This window comes from Lysobacter hankyongensis (assembly GCF_039543145.1).
Classification (GTDB): Bacteria; Pseudomonadota; Gammaproteobacteria; order Xanthomonadales; family Xanthomonadaceae; genus Lysobacter_I; species Lysobacter_I hankyongensis.
The window spans coordinates 1-15,426 of sequence record NZ_BAABJE010000007.1; the positions used below are offsets into that span (position 1 = coordinate 1).

The 15,426-nt window shown below is 67.6% G+C and carries 17 protein-coding genes; 7 read left to right on the forward strand and 10 right to left on the reverse strand.

Features of this window, described 5'->3' with window-relative positions; genetic code table 11:
- Positions 1-246: 246 nt before the first annotated feature.
- From ABD974_RS08095 to ABD974_RS08130, 8 genes are all read right to left on the reverse strand, one after another.
- Positions 247-837, reverse strand: coding sequence for a hypothetical protein (locus ABD974_RS08095; protein WP_345302806.1), 591 nt, complete (start codon positions 835-837; stop codon positions 247-249).
- Positions 838-1,079: 242 nt separating this feature from the next.
- Positions 1,080-1,976, reverse strand: coding sequence for a DMT family transporter (locus ABD974_RS08100; RefSeq protein ID WP_345302807.1), 897 nt, complete (start codon positions 1,974-1,976; stop codon positions 1,080-1,082).
- Positions 1,973-2,770, reverse strand: a complete 798-nt coding sequence (gene hutG, locus ABD974_RS08105; RefSeq protein WP_345302808.1) for an N-formylglutamate deformylase — start codon at positions 2,768-2,770, stop codon at positions 1,973-1,975. Before hutG ends, ABD974_RS08100 begins: the two co-directional genes overlap by 4 nt.
- A gap of 81 nt (positions 2,771-2,851) precedes the next feature.
- Positions 2,852-4,219 (reverse strand): glutathione-disulfide reductase, encoded by a 1,368-nt coding sequence (gene gorA / locus ABD974_RS08110; protein ID WP_345302809.1) that lies wholly within the window; start codon positions 4,217-4,219, stop codon positions 2,852-2,854.
- 151 nt (positions 4,220-4,370) lie between these two features.
- Entirely contained in the window at positions 4,371-4,568 is a 198-nt protein-coding gene (locus tag ABD974_RS08115) for a YgaP family membrane protein (protein ID WP_345302810.1), read from the reverse strand.
- 61 nt (positions 4,569-4,629) lie between these two features.
- Complete coding sequence (locus tag ABD974_RS08120; protein WP_345302811.1) at positions 4,630-5,343, reverse strand: Crp/Fnr family transcriptional regulator; 714 nt, start codon at positions 5,341-5,343, stop codon at positions 4,630-4,632.
- Positions 5,340-6,596 carry an NAD(P)/FAD-dependent oxidoreductase gene (locus ABD974_RS08125; RefSeq protein WP_345302812.1) on the reverse strand — a complete coding sequence of 419 codons (1,257 nt, stop codon included), beginning with the start codon at positions 6,594-6,596 and terminating at the stop codon, positions 5,340-5,342. The genes ABD974_RS08120 and ABD974_RS08125 overlap by 4 nt, the downstream gene beginning before the upstream one ends.
- 149 nt (positions 6,597-6,745) lie before the next feature.
- Positions 6,746-7,225 carry an FKBP-type peptidyl-prolyl cis-trans isomerase gene (locus tag ABD974_RS08130; protein ID WP_345302813.1) on the reverse strand — a complete coding sequence of 160 codons (480 nt, stop codon included), beginning with the start codon at positions 7,223-7,225 and terminating at the stop codon, positions 6,746-6,748.
- A gap of 84 nt (positions 7,226-7,309) precedes the next feature.
- Here ABD974_RS08130 and ABD974_RS08135 point away from each other — a divergent pair, with 84 nt between their 5' ends.
- The 3 genes from ABD974_RS08135 to ABD974_RS08145 all read left to right on the forward strand — a co-directional run bounded on the left by ABD974_RS08135 (position 7,310) and on the right by ABD974_RS08145 (position 9,258).
- Positions 7,310-7,888, forward strand: a complete 579-nt coding sequence (locus ABD974_RS08135) for a C40 family peptidase (RefSeq protein ID WP_345302814.1) — start codon at positions 7,310-7,312, stop codon at positions 7,886-7,888.
- Positions 7,889-8,019: 131 nt separating this feature from the next.
- Positions 8,020-8,703 carry a C40 family peptidase gene (locus ABD974_RS08140; protein ID WP_345302815.1) on the forward strand — a complete coding sequence of 228 codons (684 nt, stop codon included), beginning with the start codon at positions 8,020-8,022 and terminating at the stop codon, positions 8,701-8,703.
- Between the two features lie 138 nt (positions 8,704-8,841).
- Positions 8,842-9,258 carry a hypothetical protein gene (locus ABD974_RS08145; RefSeq protein ID WP_345302816.1) on the forward strand — a complete coding sequence of 139 codons (417 nt, stop codon included), beginning with the start codon at positions 8,842-8,844 and terminating at the stop codon, positions 9,256-9,258.
- A gap of 152 nt (positions 9,259-9,410) precedes the next feature.
- Here the strand turns inward: ABD974_RS08145 and ABD974_RS08150 are convergent, their stop codons facing one another.
- Positions 9,411-10,727 (reverse strand): dicarboxylate/amino acid:cation symporter, encoded by a 1,317-nt coding sequence (locus tag ABD974_RS08150; protein ID WP_345302817.1) that lies wholly within the window; start codon positions 10,725-10,727, stop codon positions 9,411-9,413.
- Positions 10,728-10,876: 149 nt separating this feature from the next.
- On the opposite strand from ABD974_RS08150, the gene ABD974_RS08155 reads away from it, so the two are divergent.
- Positions 10,877-12,580 (forward strand): alkaline phosphatase, encoded by a 1,704-nt coding sequence (locus ABD974_RS08155; RefSeq protein WP_345302818.1) that lies wholly within the window; start codon positions 10,877-10,879, stop codon positions 12,578-12,580.
- 16 nt (positions 12,581-12,596) lie between these two features.
- Here the strand turns inward: ABD974_RS08155 and ABD974_RS08160 are convergent, their stop codons facing one another.
- Positions 12,597-13,049, reverse strand: a complete 453-nt coding sequence (locus tag ABD974_RS08160) for a CopD family protein (protein ID WP_345302819.1) — start codon at positions 13,047-13,049, stop codon at positions 12,597-12,599.
- Between the two features lie 326 nt (positions 13,050-13,375).
- Between ABD974_RS08160 and ABD974_RS08165 the strand changes: the two genes are divergently transcribed.
- The 3 genes from ABD974_RS08165 to ABD974_RS08175 all read left to right on the forward strand — a co-directional run bounded on the left by ABD974_RS08165 (position 13,376) and on the right by ABD974_RS08175 (position 15,369).
- Positions 13,376-13,825: a roadblock/LC7 domain-containing protein gene (locus tag ABD974_RS08165; RefSeq protein WP_345302820.1), complete on the forward strand. Its 450-nt coding sequence runs from the start codon at positions 13,376-13,378 to the stop codon at positions 13,823-13,825.
- A gap of 148 nt (positions 13,826-13,973) precedes the next feature.
- Positions 13,974-14,330 carry a roadblock/LC7 domain-containing protein gene (locus tag ABD974_RS08170; RefSeq protein WP_345302821.1) on the forward strand — a complete coding sequence of 119 codons (357 nt, stop codon included), beginning with the start codon at positions 13,974-13,976 and terminating at the stop codon, positions 14,328-14,330.
- Positions 14,331-14,403: 73 nt separating this feature from the next.
- Complete coding sequence (locus ABD974_RS08175; RefSeq protein WP_345302822.1) at positions 14,404-15,369, forward strand: hypothetical protein; 966 nt, start codon at positions 14,404-14,406, stop codon at positions 15,367-15,369.
- The last annotated feature ends 57 nt before the right edge of the window (positions 15,370-15,426 follow it).

Sequence of the window (15,426 nt, forward strand, 5' to 3'; positions counted from 1 at the left end):
TTGGTCTGTCGAGGGTAGAGAACTCACCTGCCGATCGGCTACATGATTCGTCTCAGGTCACTCTCTCTCTTAAGCTCTCGGCAATCGATGTAACGGCTTCTTTCAACAAGGAATCCCCCTAGGATGATTGGAGTCAGTTCGTGGAGCTAACGCCTGAGTTAAGCCGACGGGGTGGCGGACGCGTGCTAGCGTAGCGCAGGCACGTGGCCGACGCCACGATGCGGGGTCGGCTTGAATTGTTAGCCCTCATACCCTGAGCGTTGAGAGCCATTGTTTGAGCTCATTGGTGTTGCTGAACGGGTAATTTTGGACCGGAACATGAGCGCTGGCTTTTGCAATCCGATACGCGCCGCGCTTTAGTCCGTCGTATCCGAATGCGGAATCTGATGCATCAGCTAAAGCAGTCATCCAGTTGATAATGTGTATGACATCTCGCTCCAATTGTGCTGATTGAATTCCTTGGCCAGTTTGCTGCCCGTGCATGATCTTGTTGCGATAGACTTTAATTCTCTTGATTTCTGCCCATAGCCCAGCATGAGCGTTGCCAAGTAACTTCGGTATTGGTGTTACTCCAAGCTCTTTGATCCCTGAGATAAATGTTTCCGGATTTAAGTTCCTATTAGCTACAAACGCGGAAATAACATCATCCAAGGTCTTCTCGTTGATCTTAGGGTGTTGGAACACGAAGAAGCTAAAGAGACGCCGCAACTGCTTCTCGTACTTAACCCAGCTAACTACGAGAGCGTCTACTCTTCGAGTAGTTCCATTGCAGTACCAGAGGGCCTCAACTGTACTGAACTCTTCTTGGAGTGCTTCTGGGATTATCAGCTTGCGCATGTCTGTCCTGAGGGCTAACTACCAATAGACGCCGAACCGGGGCATATCCAAGAGCCTGCCACTGGCCATGGCCTCGGTCAATTCAATAGACCCTGTAATCATCAACAGGATGGGTCGCCGAGCATCGAAATTCGATGCCACCCGCTCAAGAATCATCGCCCGCCTGCAGGCCAAAAATCGCTTCGGGTTGGTATTGCCAAAAACTACAGCCGCCCGCTTCTGAAAACAACGGGCAATGCCCATCACCCCACCCTCCCCCGCGAAACCACCAACACCCCCGCAGCCACCAGCACCGTCCCCGCCACCTGCCAGGCGCCCATCGGCTCGTGCAGGATCAGCAGGCTGAGGATGATCGTGGAGACCGGGCCGATCATGCCGATCTGTGCGGCGGGGCCGGAGCCGATGCGGCGGATGCCCATCATCGTGGCGAGCACGGGGAGCACGGTGCAGAGCGTGCCGTTGAGCAGCGAGAAGGCGTAGACCTCGCGCGCGACGCTTGCCAGCGGCATGGGGCGCAGGATCAGGTACTGGCCGATGCACAGCAGGCTGGCGACGATGCTGGCGTAGGCGGTGAGGCGGACCGCGCCGATGCGGCCGACGAGTTCGCCGCTGCCGTAGAGGTAGGCGGCATACGAGAGTGCGCTGCAGAACACGAGCACGCTGCCGATGAGCGTGCCCTCGCCGTCCACGCGCAGATCGTGGCCGAAGGCGAGCGCGACGCCGAGGTAACTGACGCCCAGCGCGATCCATTGCAGCCGCGAGGGCCAGCGCCGCGCGAGCAGCACGCCGATCAGCAGCACCAGGGTGGGCGTGAGGTAGAGGATGATGCGTTCGAGCGTGGCCGAGATGTACGCCAGGCCGAGGAAGTCGAACAGACTGGCGAGGTAGTAGCCGCAGGCGCCGAGCGCGAGGATGCGCCAGCGGTCGCCGGGCTGCAGCGGTGCGGCGCGACGCGCGGCCCACACGGCCATCGCGGCGAAGAACGGCAGCGCGACGACCATGCGCAGCGCCAGCAGGCTGACGGCGTCGACGCCGTGCCGGTAGCAGAGCTTGACGATGATGGCCTTGCCGGAGAACGCGATCGCGCCGCCGGCCACCAGCAGCACGCCGATGGCGTCCGGCCTGTGCGGCGCGCTCACGCGAGACAGGCTTCGAGCAGGGCGCGCAGCACCCGCTGCGTGTCCGCCGCACGCGCCTCGTCGTACTCGAAACTGTCCTCGTCCATGTAGATGCGCTGGCTGATCTCCAACTGCACCGCATCGATGCCGTTCGCGGGGTCGCCGTAATGCCGGGTGATGTGACCGCCCTTGAAGCGGCCGTTCGAAACCCAATCGCCGCCGGCCTGCGCCGCGAGCACCGCCTCCAGCCGCGCCTGCAGCGCCGGTGCGCAGCTCGCGCCGGCCGCGGTGCCGAGATTGAAGTCCGGCAGGCGTCCCTCGAACAGGAACGGGCATTCGCCGCGGATCGAATGGCCTTCCCACAGCCGCACGCGGCCATGCGCGGCGCGCAGCCGGTCGAGTTCCTCGCGCAGCGCATCGTGATACGGCCGCCACCAGATCCCGACGCGCGCGGCGATCTCGTCGGGGGCAGGTTCCTCGCCGGGGAGATACACCGGGTCGCCCGAGAACCGCACCCGCGGACACAGGCCGGTGGTGTTCTGCCCGGGATACAGCGAGACATCGTCCGGCGGCCGGTTCAGATCGATCACGTAACGCGAATACGCCGGCACCAGGATCGAGGCGCCCAGCACGCTTGCGAACGCGTACAGGCGCGAGACGTGCCAATCGGTGTCCGGCGCGCGCCGCGCCTCGGGCGTCATCCGCGCGGCGAGCGCTTCGGGAATGGCGCTGCCGTCGTGCGGCAGGCTGATCAGGAGCGGCGCGGTGCCGCGATGCAGCCGAAACACGGGAAGCGTCGGAATCTCGGTCGTCATGTCGTTGCGTGTTCGTCGTGTGCAGGCATGCGTGGACGGGCGGTCCGGTGCATGCGATCGGGCGGAGAGGATGCGTGCGCGTCAGCGCATGAGCACCACTTCTTCCGCGCTGGTGGGATGGATGGCCACGGTGTCCCGCAGATCGTCGAGGGTGATGCCGCGCTTCAGCGCCACCGCGAAGCCCTGCAGGATCTCGTCCGCGCCCTCGCCCAGCAGATGGATGCCCACCACCCGCCGTTCCTCGCCGACGCAGACCAGCTTGAACAGACTGCGCTGCGGCGATTCCGCGAGCGCGTGCAGCATCGGCCGGAAACCGCTGCGATACGCATGCACCGCCGCATCGCCGTGACGGGCGCGCGCGTCCTCTTCGGTCAGGCCCACGCTGGCCAGCGGCGGATGCGAGAACACCACGGTGGGAATGTCGCTGCGGTCGAACCGCGCGGTGGCGCCGGCGAAACACCGGTCCATCAGCCGCCGGGCCGCGGCGATCGCCACCGGCGTCAGCGCCGGATCGGTGGTGACGTCGCCCACCGCGAACACGCCGTCGACATTGGTCGCGTTGTCGGCATCGACGACGATGCGCCGCTTCGCGTCGAGCGCGACGCCGAGCGCCTCCAGCCCGAGATCGTCGGTATTCGCACGCCGTCCGGTCGCGAACAGCACCGCATCGAAGCGCTCGCTCACGCCACCCGCGATATCGCGCAGGCGCAGCCCGGTGCCGTCGGCATCGCGTTCGATCGCATCGAGACCGTAACCGAAGCGGACATGCACGCCGGCCTGCCGATAGTCTTCGGTCAATTGCGCCGCGACTTCGGCGTCGAATTCCGCGAGCAGGCGTTCGCCGCGCGCGAACAGTTCGACCCGGCTGCCCAGGGCCTGGAGCACGCCGGCGAGTTCGGCGGCGATGTAGCCCGCGCCGACGATCGCCACCCGCGGCGGCGGTGCGGTCCAGCGGAAAAAATCGTCGGAGACGCAGCCCAGATCGGCGCCGGGCACATCGGGTCGCAGCGGCCGGCCTCCGGTGGCGATCAGCAGACGTTCGCCGCGAAGATCGATGCCGTCGTCGCAGACCACGGTGCGCACGTCGCGCAGCCGCACCCGCCGCGGCATGACCGCGATGCCCGCTTCGTCGAGACGCCGGCGATAACCGGCGTGGATGTTGTGGATGTAACGCTGGCGGTGGACGAGGAAGGTCGACCAGTCCAGCGTCGCCTGCGGCAGATCGAAGCCGAAGATGCGCGCCAGCTCGACTTTCGCGCCCACGTCCGCGGCCAGCCACATCGCCTTCTTCGGCACGCAGCCGACGTTGACGCAGGTGCCGCCGAGGGCGTCGGGTTCGCACAGCGCGACGCGGGCGCCGTGCGCGGCCGCGCGAAACGCCGCGGCGAGACCGCCGGAGCCGCCTCCGATCACGATCAGGTCGTAGTCACGATCCGCGCCGGCGCTCATGCGACCACCGGCCCGTGCGGGAATCCGCGACGACGCGACGATCCCGGTCGGCCATGCGGCGCGCCGTCCGTCGCGAAGGAAGGCGGGAGGCCGCCGCGATGCGTGCTGTCGATGTCCATGCCGGCAGTCTACCGGCATGGATACGCCAGGATCAGGCCCTGACCCGACAGGTGTTCATGCCGAGCAGCGTGTACAGCGGGCACCAGCCCATCAGCGAGGTGAGCAGGGGCACGACGCCGATCAGGCCGAGGTACTTCATCGGCGCTTCCAGCAGGAACAGCAGGCTGAGCAGGCCGAGACCCAGGACGATGCGGACGATCTTGTCCGCGGAACCGACGTTCTTCTGCATGGCGCTTTCTCCAGTGGTGTGCGGGGAACTGGAGGCAGGTTAGGCGCTGCGGGCCATGGGCTCAGCGACTTTTGTCACCGGCCGGCCGGTCCGCCGGAACCGCCCCCTGGGCCAGCGCACGCAGGCCGTCGGCATCGGCGATGCGCACCCCGGCGCGCGACAGTTCGACGAGGCCCTGCTCCGCCATCTGGCCAAGCGCGCGGGTCACCATCTCGCGCACGCTGCCGATCTCGTCGGCGATCCGCTGGTGGGTCATGGCCACGCTGTGGAAACCCGCCTCGCTGCGTTCGAACAGGAACTCGGCGATCCGCCGGTCGATGCGGTGGAACGCGAGCCGTTCGACCTGCTCCATCAGGTCCGACAGCCGGGCGGACAGCATCGCGAACAGGAAATGCCGGAAGGGCGGCGATTCCGCGATCATGCGATGGAACAGTTCGGGCGGCAGCATCGCCACGCGCAGCGCGCCCTCGGCCACGCCTTCGGCGTTGTAGTCGGCGCCGCCGAGCAGGCAGCTCGACGTGAGGATGCAGGTCTCGCCGCGACCGACGCGATAGAGCACGATCTCGCGGCCGTGCTCGGAGCGCTTGAACACCTTCACCGCGCCCTGCAGCACCAGCGGCAGACCGCCGCAGTGCTGGCCTTCGCCGAAAATCGGGCTGCCGTCGCGGAACTCGTGCCAGCCGGCCGCCGCGGCCACCGCGTCGCGCAGCGGCGTCGGCAGTTCGGCCAGCAGCGGATACGCCGCGACCAGCGCCGACGACGCCTCCGCGTTCACGCGAACCGCTCCGGCCGATACGGCGCGGGATCGATCGCGGGCGCGCGGCCGTTCATCAGTTCGGCCAGGAGCTGCGCGCTGCCGGTGCTCATGCCCACGCCCATCATGCCGTGGCCGGTGTTCATCCACACCCGGCGCAGGCCGGGCGCGCGGCCGATCAGCGGCATGTCGTCGCGGCTCATCGGCCGCCAGCCGTACCAGCGCTCGCGCACTTCCGGCCCCACCGGCGCATGCAGATATTCGCGCGCGCCGCGTTCCAGCGCGGCGAGCCTGCGCGCGTTGAGGGTCTCGTCGAAACCGGAGAATTCCATCGTGCTGCCCAAGCGGAAACCGTCGTTCCAGGCGGTGACGCAGACCGAGCGTTCGCGCAGCACCAGCGGACGCTTCGGCACCCGGTCGGGTGCGCGGTAGGTGATCGAATACCCCTTGCCGGGCTGGATGATCTTCTTCATCCACGGCAGCCCCAGCGTATCGGCGGATTTCGCCGACCATGCGCCGAGCGTCAGCACCGCATTGCGCGCGCGCACTTCGCCGTGGGTGGTGTAGGCGATCACGCCTTCGCGGTCTTCGCGCAGGCCGTGCAGCGCGCAGTCTTCGACGATCAGGCCGCCGCGCTCGCGCACCGCGCGCGCGAGTTCTGCGAGATAGCGATCGGGCCGGAGCGCCGCGTCGCCGGAGAAACGCAGCGCGCCGGCCACGCCCGACAGCAGCGCCGGCTCCTGCGCTTCCATCGCCGCACCGTCGATGAGTTCGACCGCGATGCCCAGTTCGCGCAGCAGCGGAATCTCGCGCTGGCCGTGGGCGAACGCGCGCTTGTCGCGGAACACGTAGTCCTCGCCGGATTCGACGAATTCGCACTGCAGGCCGAAGCGCTCGACCCAGTCGGCGAGGCGGCGGCGCGAGTCGTCCAGCAGCGCATGCTTGCCGCGCGCGCTGGTCTCCCAGTCGCGGGTGTTGCAGCGGCGTGCGAACCCGAGCAGCCAGCTCCAGAGCAGCGGATCGAACCGCGGCGGGATGTACAGCGGCGCGTCGGGCGTCAGGCTCCAGCGCAGCGCCTTCGCGAGCGTGCCCGGCGCCGCCAGCGGCGGCGCGTGGCTGGGGGTGATGGTGCCGCAGTTGCCGTGCGACGCTCCGCTGCCGATCGCCTTCGCCTCGATCACGTGCACGCCGCGCCCGGCTTCGAGCAGCGCCAGCGCGGTCGCCAGGCCGCTGACGCCGCCGCCTGCGATCAGGACATCATCGGTCGATGGCATCGGGACGAAGTTTCGCGAGAGGGAACGGACCTCCATGTTAGCCGCATCGCCGGCTCGCGCCTGCCTCATGCGTCGCATCGCCGCCGGCCCACAACGCGAACGGCCCGCTTGCGCGGGCCGTTCGGGAATCTCGACAGGCGGAACGCCGGTCAGTGGTGATGACCGCCATCGCCGTGCACATGGCCGTGCTCGACCTCTTCGGCGCTGGCTTCGCGCACATCGACGATCTCGATGTCGAAATGCAGGTCCTTGCCGGCCATCGGATGGTTGAGATCGACATCGACCACGCTCATGCCCACCTTCTCGATGGTGACCGCGCGCGGGCCGAAGTTGGTCTGCAGCACGACCTGCATGCCCGGCATCAGGCGCTGTTCGCCGAAATGCTTCTTGGGAATGCGCTGGTTCAGGCCCTCGCGGCGTTCGCCGTAGGCTTCGGCGGCGGGCACGTCGACCGAGAAGGTCTCGCCGGCCTCGCGGCCTTCCATCGCCTTCTCCAGGCCCGGGATGATGTTGCCGTGCCCGATCAGGATCGCCAGCGGCTCGCCGCCATTGGAGCTTTCGGTGGCCGGCTGGCCGACTTCGCCGACGGTGTAGTGGAAACGGACAGCGCGGTCTTTCTCGATTTTCATGGTCTGGCTCGGGTGATCCGGAGAGGGTCTGGCCGCGGAACGCGGCAGGGGCCGGCTTGATCGCCGACCGACGATGCGGCCAAGATGGCCACGATGAAGGCCGCGCATTATCCGTGCTCCACCGCCCCGACGCCATCCGCCGGCCGCGCCGGCATCCGCATCCCCGCGCTCCTGATCGCTATGACGCTCGCCCTCACGGGCTGCGGCGGTCCGGAGACGGTACGCCGCGATCCGCCGCCGGCCCGGCCGACCCGCGACTGGGGCAACACGCCGCCCGCGGATCCGGCCGCGGCCAACGCCATCCTGATGCGTGCGATCGGCCTGGTCGGCACGCCCTACCGCTATGGCGGCAACACCCCGGAGAGCGGGTTCGACTGCAGCGGCCTGGTGAACTATGTCTTCCGCGACATGCTCGATCTGCGGCTGCCGCGCACCTCGCGGGATCTGGCCGCGATCCAGGGCCCGAAGATCGCGCCGAACCGGCTCGCCGCCGCCGATCTGGTGTTCTTCGGCCAGGGCGGCGAGATCACCCACGTCGGCATTTACGTCGGCGAAGGCCGCTTCGTCCACGCCCCGCGGACCGGCGGCACCGTCCGCCTGGACCGGCTCGACGGCCCCTACTGGCGGGACCACTACACCGGGGCCAAGCGGGTGCTGGACTGACGTGCGCAGGGGTATGGATGTCCCGTTTCGCGACTTGAGTCACCTTTTTCAGCCCGGGTCTAACGAAATCTGAACCCCCCGCCGGCCGCCGTCGGGCACTATCCCTGCTCCTCTTGCAAAGTGAATGACGCGTGACGACCCCAGCCACTGGCTCCGGCCGCCCCTCCGCCATCCACCGCTCCCGCGGTTTCTCCTGTCTCATTGTCGCCGGCCTGCTGGCCGTGGGCAGCCTGCCGGCCATGGCGGCCGACGCCGGCGACCCGCTCGATCTCTCGCCGTCGCTGCTCGCGCCCTTGGCCGACTCCGCTCTGCAGAACCCGCTGGCGATCTCCGGCCGCAGCGTGATGTTCGCCCGCGACATCCACGCGATCTTCAACGATGCCCCGGTCCCCGGCGAAACCGCCCAGGACATCGCCGAAACGCCGAAGGAAGGCCGCATCCGCACCATGCTCAAGCGCGCCCTGGCGCTGCTGGGCACGCCCTATCGCTGGGGCGGCACCAATCCGGAATCCGGTTTCGACTGCAGCGGTCTGGTCGGTTACGTCTTCCGCAACAGCCTCGGCATCGAACTGCCGCGCATCTCGCGCGACATGGCCAACGTCGGCGAGCTGATCCGCGACCGCGACGCTCTGGTCGAAGGCGATCTGGTGTTTTTCAGCCGCCGCGGCAAGCATGTCGACCACGTCGGCATTTACATCGGCAACGGCCAGTTCGTCCACGCCCCGCGCACCGGCAAGGACGTGGAAGTGGCCAACATCGCCACCGGCTACTGGAGCCAGAAGTTCCTGCAGGCCCGCCGGGTCGCCACCCAGTAAGCCGACCGTTCCGGTCGCCCCGCAAAAGGCCGCGCAAGCGGCCTTTCGCGTTCATGGCGTTCCGTCGGCGCCGGCCTTGCGGGCGGCGCGCGGCCGGCCCATGCTTCGGCGACCGGAATCGACGTGGGGGCAACGACGATGTGGCGTACCGTTCTGGGCATTCTGTTGGGCGTGGTCACGACGATGCTCGTCATTTCGCTGGTCGAGACCCTCGGCCACGCGATCTATCCGCCACCAGACGGGCTCGATCCGGGCAATCCGGAACACGTCGGCCACATCATCGCCCTGGCCCCGACCGGCGCGCTGGCCATGGTCGTGCTCGCCTGGTGCGTCGGCACCTTCATCGGCGCCTGGGTCGGCGCACGCATCGCCCGTCATCCCCGCGTCGCCGCGCTCGTAGCGGCAGGTGTGGTGATGTTCGGCGTGATCGCCATGATCAAGCTGGTGCCCGATCACCCGACCTGGATGGCGGTGCTCGGACTCTTGCTGCCGCTACCGCTGGCGTTGATCGCGGCGAAGTTGGCGCAGCGCAGGGAGAAGACGTTGCCGAAGTGAGGGTTCCGCAGGAATCTCGACCATCGCGGTCATCCCGAGCGGAGCGAGGGACCTGATTCGCGCTTGCGCCGACGCTGCGCCGCCTCTTCGAGATGAAGTCCTAGTCGCGACTCGCGTCGCTCCCACGACAACCGGTGCGCCGAGGGCGCACCCTATGTGGTTTCTTCGATGCCGACGTTGCTCGATGCGCGTTCGTACACCTCGCGGTCGAGCAGGCCGGTTTCCTTCGCGACCAGCACCGGGACCAGCATCTGGCCTGTCACGTTCGTCATGGTGCGCATCATGTCGAGCACGCGGTCGATGGCGTAGAGATAGCCGATGACTTCCAGCGGCAGGCCGGCGGCGCTGAGCACGACGGTTGCCATCACCACGGCGGTGCCGGGAACGCCCGCGGTGCCGAAGCTGCCGAGCACCGAGGCGATCAGCACGATCAGATACTGCTCCGGCGTCAGTGGCGTGCCGGTGTACTGGGCGATGAAGACCGCACACAGCGCCGGATAGATCGCGCCGCAGCCGTCCATCTTGATGCTGGCGCCCAGCGGCACCGCGAACGCGGCGTAGTCCTTGTCCACGCCCAGGTTGTGGACGACGCTGCGCAGCGACGACGGCAGCGACGCGAAGCTGGACGAACTGACGAACGCGACCTGCATGCCCGGCGCGGCGCCGCGGAAGAACTTCAGCGGATTCAGGCCATGCGCCATCAGCAGACCGCTGTAGATCACGACGATATGGATCGCGCAGGCGATGTACAGCGCGAGCACGAAATTGCCCAGTGGCAACAGTTGTTTGAACCCGTAGTCGCCGACCAGCGCGGCGATCAGACCGAAGGTGCCGATCGGGGTCATCTCCAGCACGAAACGCGTGAGCTGGATGGAAATCTCGCTGGCTTCGCCGGCGAACTTGCGCGCCAGCGCCACCTTGTCGCCGAGCTTCACCATCGCGAAGCCGACCAGCGCGGCGAAGAACAGCACCGGCAGCACCGAGCCCTTGCCCGCGGCCAGCACGGTCTCGCCGGCGGCGTTTTTCGTGGTGCCGATGCCGGTCAGCGCGTAGAACGGATTCGACGGGACCACGTTCAGCAGCACCTGCACCGGGTTCGGAATGTCCTTGGGCACATAGCCCGGATCGACCGACAGCGGAATCTGCAACACGCCCGGCTGCATGAGCGTGCCGACCGCCAGGCCCACCGCGACCGCGAACACCGCGGTGACCGCGAACCACAGGAAGGTACGGCCGCCGAGCGCGGCCACGGATTTCTGCCCGTGCAGCGAGGCCACCGCGTTGATCACCGCGAAGAAGACCAGCGGCACCGCGATCATCTTGATCAGGGTGACGTAGAGATCGCCGAGCGGGCCGAACCAGGTCTTCGCCGCCGGGCCCATCGCCCAGCCGGCCAGCGCGCCGAGCACGAAGCCGGCGAGCACGCGCTGCCAGAACGGAATGCGGAACCAGGCCTTGACGAGGGACATGCGGACTCCGGCGCGGGGCGCGGAACGGGGCGGAGGCCGCACGATAGCCGAGGGCGGCCCTCGGGGCGAGCGCACCGGCGACATCACCGCATTCCACGCCTGTCATGCCGGCCGGGCATAATCCCGGCTTTCCCCGTGCGATCCGCTCCATGACCTGCCGCAACGCCCTGCTCGCCTTCGCCTGCACCCTCGCCACCGCGTCCTGCGTTTCGACACCGGCACCGCGCGCCGCCGACCGGGACGCCGCCATCGCCGTCGTCGAGGTGCCACAGATCCGGCATCCGGACGGCGAAACCCCGGCCTGGTGGTTCCGCGCCGGTGCCGCGCAGGCGGCGGAGCGCGGCGCGATGTCGGGGCGCGCCAAGAACGTGATCCTGTTCGTGGGCGACGGCATGAGCCTGACCACGGTGGCTGCGGCGCGCATCCTCGACGGCCAGCGCAAGGGCGCGTCGGGCGAAGAGAACACGCTGGGCTGGGAGACCTTCCCGCACACCGCGCTGAGCAAGACCTACAACACCGACAGCCAGACGCCGGATTCGGCGGGCACGATGTCGGCCATGGCCACCGGCGTGAAGACCCGCGCCGGCGTGCTGAGCATCGGCCAGGACGCCGAGCGCAACGACTGCGCGGGCGCGCTGCGTTCGCCGATGCTGTCGCTGTGGGAACTCGCGTCCGCCAGCGGCCTCGCCACCGGCGTGGTCACCACCACCCGCGTCACCCACGCCACGCCGGGTGCGACCTACACCCATTCGGCCAACCGCAACTGGGAGAACGACGCCGAGCTGCCCGAAGACGCCGCCGCGGCCGGTTGCGCCGATATCGCGCGGCAGTTCATCGAAACGCCCTACGGCCACGGGCCGGACGTGCTGATGGGCGGCGGACGCGGCAACTTCTTCCCCACCGCCGAGCGCGATCCCGAATACGACGATCAGGTCGGCCTGCGTCTCGACGGCCGCGACCTGGTCGCGGAGTGGAAGCGGCGCCGACCGGACGGCACCTACGTGTGGAACGCGCGTCAGTTGGCGGCCGCGCCGAAGACCGGCCCGCTGCTGGCGCTGTTCGAGCCCAGCCACATGCGCTACGAACACGACCGCGCCAACGACAAGGGCGGCGAACCTTCGCTGGCTGAGATGACACGCATCGCGATCGAGCGCCTGCGCGACAACCCGCAGGGCTATGTGCTGCTGGTCGAGGGCGGTCGCATCGATCACGCCCATCATTCCGGCAACGCCTACCGCGCGCTCACCGACACCATCGCCATGAGCGAGGCCGTGGCGACGGCCGCAGGCCTCACTTCGGCCGACGACACCCTGATCCTGGTCACCGCGGATCATGCGCATACGCTGACCTTCGCCGGCTATCCGGTGCGGGGCAATCCGATCCTGGGCAAGGTCAAGGGCAGCAGCGGCGAAGGCAACAACAGCAGCGGCTATGCGACCGACGCCACCGGCCTGCCCTACACCACGCTGTCCTACGCCAACGGCCCAGGCCATGTCGGCGCCACCGACGAACAGCCGGAAGGCCCCAAGCGGTTCCTGCACGAAGTCAGCGGTTATCGGCAGGCCGAGCACGGTCGGCCGGATCTCAACGCCGTCGACACCGAACACCCCGACTACATGCAGGAAGCGACGGTTCCGCTCTCGAACGAAACCCACGGCGGCGACGATGTCGGGATCTGGGCGCGCGGCCCGGGCGCGTCTTCGGTCCGCGGCAGTCTGGAGCAGAACGCCATCTTCCACATCCTGCTGCAGTCGATGCCTATGCTGCGCGAACGCCTGTGCGCGGCGAACCTCTGCAATGCCGACGGCGTGCCGGTGTCGTTGCCGTCGCCGGAAGGTTTCAAGTCGAAGTGACGCGATGGCCGCCCGGTCAGAACGGCTTCGCGAGCACCAGATACACCACCGCGACCAGCGCGAACACCGGCAACTCGTTGATCCAGCGCAGCGCCTTCGCCGACGGTAGCGGCCGGCCGGCGTCCACGCCTTTCAGCCAGCGCCCGCAGACGATGAAATACGCCAGCATCAGTGCGACCAGCGTCAGCTTGGCGTGCATCCACCCGGTGCCCGGAACGACCATCGTGGGGAACTCCGGGAACGCCCGGTAGCCCAGCCAGAGCACCAGCCCCAGGATCAGCGCCACGCCGAACATGCTGTGACCGAAGCGGTACAGCCGCCGCCCCATCAGCACCAGGCGCTCCCGCACCGGAGGGACGTCCCCGGCTTCGGCGATGTTCACCAGGATGCGCGGCAGATAGAACACGGTGGCCATCCAGGCGATGACGAACACCAGATGGAAAGTCTTGACCCAGAAATAAGCCTGCATGACGTCGGAATGTTGAGCGCGTAGGGATGCGGACAGTAGCAGATGGTCGAAAACCGACCCGACCGTACGGCGCCGAAGTCAATTGTACTGTGACGAAAGTAACGGTTCTCCTCAAAGGAGCCCATCCTGTCGAAAATACGTCAGCGACCTGACCCACTGCGTCAGATCGAGGCTGTCCTCCCGCACCAGCACGAATCGTACGCATTTGCCTTCAACTCCGCGGAGGTTGCCCGACAAACCCGCCTCGGGGTCGCTCATCGGAGTTTCCGGAAAACTCTGGCACGGAACCTGCTTTGCAAACGGTTACAAGCCACCCGGAGCAATCGATGTCGGCAGCACTGAAGTCCCCCTCCCCCGAACACACGAAGGAGACCGTCGTCAGCATGCAGACGAGGATGGAATGCCAGAGTGCGCTGGCGTCCCTGTTGGAACGCACGCCCGCGATCCTGTTCGCATCGGTCGCGACGGTCGACGGGCGCAGCTATGCGCACGCGAACGCGACCACCCACAGCGCGAACGCGCAACGCTCCGCCGCGATCATGAGTTCGCTGATGGGGCTGATCGAATCCTTCAGCAAGGAAGCCCTGAACAGTCGGGCGCTCTACAACAGCATCGCCACCGAACACGGTTCGATCGTGATGGTGCGCATCCCGTCCCGAACGCAGCGCCATGTGCTCTGCGTATGCGCGGACGCCACCGAAAATCTCGCGATGACCATTCGTACAGCGCTCGACACCGCGGCGCTGCTGGCCGAAAAGATCGACGCGGAACACTGATCCTCTCGGCGCCCGGACGCGCCGGAACGAACTCGCCGCATCGATATCCCGGTGCGGCGGACGAGACCTCGCGCGAGCCGTATCGCGGGAGCAACTTGCTGCACCCTCCAAACAGATTCACCCAACCTCCAACCCAGGAAACATCATCATGGCCAAGATCTCCCTCGAACCCCTGCGCAGCCTCGACGGCTACATCGCCGCCGCTCTCGTCGACACCGAAAGCGGCATGCTGCTGGCCGGCGACGGTTCCGGCATCGACCTCGAAGTCGCTGCCGCCGGCAACGCCGAAGTCGTGCGTTCCAAGCGCAAGGTCGCCAACAGCCTCAAGCTCAACGACACCATCGAAGACATCCTGATCAGCCTGACCAAGCAGTACCACGTCATCCGCCCGCTGGAATCGAACCAGAAGCTGTTCCTCTACGTGGTGCTGGACCGCTCGAAGTCGAACCTGGCCATGGCCCGTCATGAGCTGCGCACCTTCGAGAAGGGCGTCGATTTCTCGTGACGCGTCGCCCGCCTTTCGCGGCGGGCAGCCGCACCCGCGGTGAACGGGGGCGTCGCTCCGACGCCCCCGGCCCATGTCCACCATCGCCATCATTCCGATCATGACCCGCGCCGACATCGCCACCGCCGCACTCAGCGAACAGGTCGAACAACGCATCCGCATCGCGATATCGCTGTTGCCGGCCTACCGCATCCGGGCACGGGCGCGCGCCTGGGACGGCACCCGCTGCACGCTGCTCGTGGCCGACCTCGCCGACGCCTACGGCAGGCGCGCGTTCGAGGTCGCGAAGAAGCGCGGCATGCCCATGCTGTTGTTCAACGCCGACGCCGCCGATCTCTGCGCGGGTGTCGCGACCGCGAACGACGGCAGCCCGGCCCCGGTGCTGGCCCAGTCGCTGCGCGACCTGCTCGTGCAGGAAGTCGCCGAAGCCGCACCGGAAACGATCGTCGGCGGCACGCAGCCCGCGCTGTGTCGCCTCGCCGAACCCGAATACAGCGGTCGCGCCGTCGATGCGACGTACGCCGGCCGCATGCTCCGCATCCGACCCGAACAGGGCCGCGTCTATGCGCCCACCTTCAGCGACCTGCTCTCGGCCCGCGACAGTTTTTCCAGCACCGACTGGACCCTCAGCCTTTCCGGCAATGCCGACGACGGGCAGCAGGACGACGGCGCCAGCCGGAGCCTGGAGGCCTTCCTGCTGCAGTCCGCATTCCAGGGACGCGATCATTTGCCGACGTTTCCGCAGGGTCGCTATCGCCTGAGGGAATGGCCGGACGTCGGGTCGGCACCCGAACTCATCGACGCGCTGCGGGTCGCCAGAGCCCTGCTGCGCGCACCGGCCAGCGCCGACGATCTCGGCAAGTGGTGCAGCATGGACGCGCGCGACGTCAACGCCTGCCTGTGGGCATACCGGGCCGCGAACCTGCTCGACGCCCACGACATCGACGCAACGGACACGCCTCCGGCGCCGCAGCCTGTGAGCGCGTTGTCGGGCATGCTGGCCCGCATCGCCAACCGCTTCGGCCTGGGCAGAACCTGACTCCGGCAGACTCGAACACATCACCAAGGACCCGCGCACCGGTCGCCCGGTCGCGCC

Coding starts and splice junctions, on each gene's coding strand:
- ABD974_RS08095 (WP_345302806.1), bottom strand. CDS start 837: ATGCGCAAGCTGATAATCCCAGAAGCACTCCAAGAAGAGTTCAGTACA.
- ABD974_RS08150 (WP_345302817.1), bottom strand. CDS start 10,727: ATGTCCCTCGTCAAGGCCTGGTTCCGCATTCCGTTCTGGCAGCGCGTG.
- ABD974_RS08145 (WP_345302816.1), top strand. CDS start 8,842: ATGTGGCGTACCGTTCTGGGCATTCTGTTGGGCGTGGTCACGACGATG.
- ABD974_RS08115 (WP_345302810.1), bottom strand. CDS start 4,568: ATGCAGAAGAACGTCGGTTCCGCGGACAAGATCGTCCGCATCGTCCTG.
- ABD974_RS08155 (WP_345302818.1), top strand. CDS start 10,877: ATGACCTGCCGCAACGCCCTGCTCGCCTTCGCCTGCACCCTCGCCACC.
- ABD974_RS08135 (WP_345302814.1), top strand. CDS start 7,310: ATGGCCACGATGAAGGCCGCGCATTATCCGTGCTCCACCGCCCCGACG.
- hutG (WP_345302808.1), bottom strand. CDS start 2,770: ATGACGACCGAGATTCCGACGCTTCCCGTGTTTCGGCTGCATCGCGGC.
- ABD974_RS08165 (WP_345302820.1), top strand. CDS start 13,376: ATGTCGGCAGCACTGAAGTCCCCCTCCCCCGAACACACGAAGGAGACC.
- ABD974_RS08130 (WP_345302813.1), bottom strand. CDS start 7,225: ATGAAAATCGAGAAAGACCGCGCTGTCCGTTTCCACTACACCGTCGGC.
- ABD974_RS08175 (WP_345302822.1), top strand. CDS start 14,404: ATGTCCACCATCGCCATCATTCCGATCATGACCCGCGCCGACATCGCC.
- ABD974_RS08170 (WP_345302821.1), top strand. CDS start 13,974: ATGGCCAAGATCTCCCTCGAACCCCTGCGCAGCCTCGACGGCTACATC.
- ABD974_RS08160 (WP_345302819.1), bottom strand. CDS start 13,049: ATGCAGGCTTATTTCTGGGTCAAGACTTTCCATCTGGTGTTCGTCATC.
- ABD974_RS08125 (WP_345302812.1), bottom strand. CDS start 6,596: ATGCCATCGACCGATGATGTCCTGATCGCAGGCGGCGGCGTCAGCGGC.
- gorA (WP_345302809.1), bottom strand. CDS start 4,219: ATGAGCGCCGGCGCGGATCGTGACTACGACCTGATCGTGATCGGAGGC.